Source organism: Streptococcus sp. GMD4S (assembly GCF_000296955.1).
This window is the reverse complement of record NZ_AJRE01000146.1, coordinates 1-2,511: the sequence shown is the minus strand read 5'-3', so window position 1 is coordinate 2,511 and position 2,511 is coordinate 1. Positions and strand designations below refer to the sequence as shown.

Annotated in this window: 4 protein-coding genes; 2 read left to right on the top strand and 2 right to left on the bottom strand. The window is 39.0% G+C overall.

Annotation, left to right across the window (positions count from 1 at the left end; translation table 11 throughout):
- Positions 1-338: YitT family protein (locus tag GMD4S_RS07940; protein WP_000619785.1), on the bottom strand; the 338-nt coding region annotated here is incomplete at its 3' end.
- A gap of 141 nt (positions 339-479) precedes the next feature.
- On the opposite strand from GMD4S_RS07940, the gene GMD4S_RS07935 reads away from it, so the two are divergent.
- Positions 480-1,316 (top strand): DegV family protein, encoded by an 837-nt coding sequence (locus tag GMD4S_RS07935; protein ID WP_000195456.1) that lies wholly within the window; start codon positions 480-482, stop codon positions 1,314-1,316.
- Between the two features lie 107 nt (positions 1,317-1,423).
- Positions 1,424-1,699, top strand: a complete 276-nt coding sequence (locus GMD4S_RS07930; protein WP_001284636.1) for an HU family DNA-binding protein — start codon at positions 1,424-1,426, stop codon at positions 1,697-1,699.
- Between the two features lie 134 nt (positions 1,700-1,833).
- On the opposite strand, the gene GMD4S_RS07925 is transcribed toward GMD4S_RS07930, so the two are convergent.
- A partial coding sequence (locus GMD4S_RS07925; protein ID WP_000541909.1) for an L-lactate dehydrogenase occupies positions 1,834-2,511 on the bottom strand: 678 nt, incomplete at its 5' end.

Sequence of the window (2,511 nt, the reverse complement as noted above, 5' to 3'; positions counted from 1 at the left end):
CCTGAGACTAAAGCGACAATGATGAGATCCCCTTGCAAGTCGATGTGCAAAGGAATGCGCTCAAAGATTGCTAGCCAAACGGAAAGTGAAATAGATCCTAGAAGGCTGGAGTAGAGGGTCTTAGGTCCAAATATCTTCCAAGCCAGGATAAATAAAGGGATATTAATCAAGAGGTTCATCAATGAGACAGGAATCTTAAAGAGATAGTAGGTAATCAAGGTAATACCTGTCGCCCCACCCTCAAATAAATGATAAGGAACAACAAAGTAGGTAAGACCGAAGGCATAGATAGCAGCTCCCAAAATAATGGTAATAATCGGTTGAAGTTTTCGAATCATAGCTGTTCCTCACTTTTCTATAGATAGATTATACCAAAAATTCAGTTCTTTTCATCGGATCACTTATGATTTTTTATCATTTTTTTGATATAATAAAGGAGAAAATCCCAATCCTATCGAGAAGAATAGAAAGATTGAATTATGACACAAGTAAAAATTGTAACGGACTCTTCTGTTACTATCGAACCAGAAGTAGTTAAAGAATTAAATATCACTGTTGTCCCTCTATCAGTTATGATTGATAGTGTGCTTTATTCGGATGCAGATTTGAAAGAGGGAGAATTCCTTCATCTTATGCAACAAAGTAAGAATCTGCCTAAAACAAGCCAGCCCCCTGTAGGAGTGTTTGCTGAGGTCTTTGAAGAACTAGGTAAAGATGGCAGTCAAATTATCGCCATTCACATGTCCCATGCCTTGTCTGGAACTGTGGAAGCTGCTCGCCAAGGGGCAAGTCTCTCAACTGCTGATGTAACAGTTATTGATAGTTCCTTTACAGATCAAGCGATGAAGTTCCAAGTTGTTGAAGCCGCAAAACTTGCTAAAGAAGGTAAAGATTTAGAAACGATCTTAGCTCATGTAGAGGACGTCAAAAATCATACAGAACTCTATATCGGTGTTTCGACGCTAGAAAACTTAGTTAAGGGTGGTCGTATTGGACGTGTGACAGGATTACTAAGCTCACTCTTGAATATTCGTGTAGTAATGCAGATGAAAAACCACGAACTCCAACCAATCGCCAAAGGACGTGGAGCGAAAACTTTCAAAAAGTGGCTTGAGGAATTAACCAATACTCTTTCCCAAAAATCAGTTGCAGAAATTGGAATTTCCTATGCTGGAACGAACGAATGGGCGAATGAGATGAAGGCATTATTGCAACCTTATGTTGAGAAACCAATCTCTGTATTGGAAACTGGCTCTATTATTCAAACTCATACTGGAGAGAATGCTTGGGCGATTCTAATTCGCTACAATTCCTAAAAAAATAGAGAAAAAATGGTCAAAATAGTGTTTTTGACTTGACCTATAGCCGATTTTAGGATATGATTATATTTGTTAATTAGAAATTATTTGGAGGATTTGTTAACATGGCAAACAAACAAGATTTGATCGCTAAAGTAGCAGAAGCTACAGAATTGACTAAGAAAGATTCAGCAGCAGCAGTTGACGCTGTATTTGCAGCAGTAACTGAATACCTTGCAGCTGGTGAAAAAGTTCAATTGATCGGTTTCGGTAACTTTGAAGTTCGTGAGCGTGCTGCACGTAAAGGTCGCAACCCACAAACTGGTAAAGAAATCAAAATCGCAGCTTCTAAAGTTCCAGCATTCAAAGCTGGTAAAGCTCTTAAAGACGCTGTTAAATAATGAATTTTCAAAAAGCCTGTCATATCAAGCATTCGAGCTTGTCTGACAGGCTTTTTTTATTGTTTATTTGAAAAGTTGAGTTATGATTTTGTGCAAAAAGAAAAAGGTTCCCATGTTTGAGAACCTTCTTTTCATTAGTTTTTAGAAGCTGCTTGGAATTCAGGGTTTTTCCATGCTTCATCAATGATAGCTTGCAATTCCTTAGCAGATGCTTGCATTTTTTGAGTTTCAGCATCGTTCAATGGGATATTTACTGGACGAACAATACCGTGTGCACCAACAACAGCTGGTTGACCGATAAAGACGTTTTTAACACCGTATTGACCTTCTTGGAAGACTGAAAGTGGAAGTACTGCATTTTCGTCATCAAGGATTGCTTTTGTGATACGAGCAAGCGCTACAGCGATACCGTAGTATGTAGCTCCTTTTTTGTTGATGATTGTGTAGGCAGCGTCACGAACACCTTCGAACAATTCAATCAATTCAGCTTCTTGAACGTTTTGAGTGTCTTTAAGGAATTCTTCAAGGTTTACACCAGCGATGTTAGCGTGTGACCAAACCGCAAATTCAGAATCTCCGTGTTCACCCATGATGTAGGCGTGAACTGAACGAGCATCAACATCCAATTTTTCAGCAAGTGCTTGACGGAAACGTGCTGAGTCAAGTGAAGTACCTGAACCGATAACACGTTCTTTAGGGAATCCAGAGAATTTCCAAGTTGAGTAAGTCAAAACGTCAACTGGGTTAGCTGCAACAAGGAAGATACCATCGAAACCTGATTCAACAACTTGTGTTACGATTGATTTGTTGAT

Excerpts from the sequence above, each read along its gene's own strand:
- GMD4S_RS07935 (WP_000195456.1), top strand. The coding sequence starts at position 480 with ATGACACAAGTAAAAATTGTAACGGACTCTTCTGTTACTATCGAACCA.
- GMD4S_RS07930 (WP_001284636.1), top strand. The coding sequence starts at position 1,424 with ATGGCAAACAAACAAGATTTGATCGCTAAAGTAGCAGAAGCTACAGAA.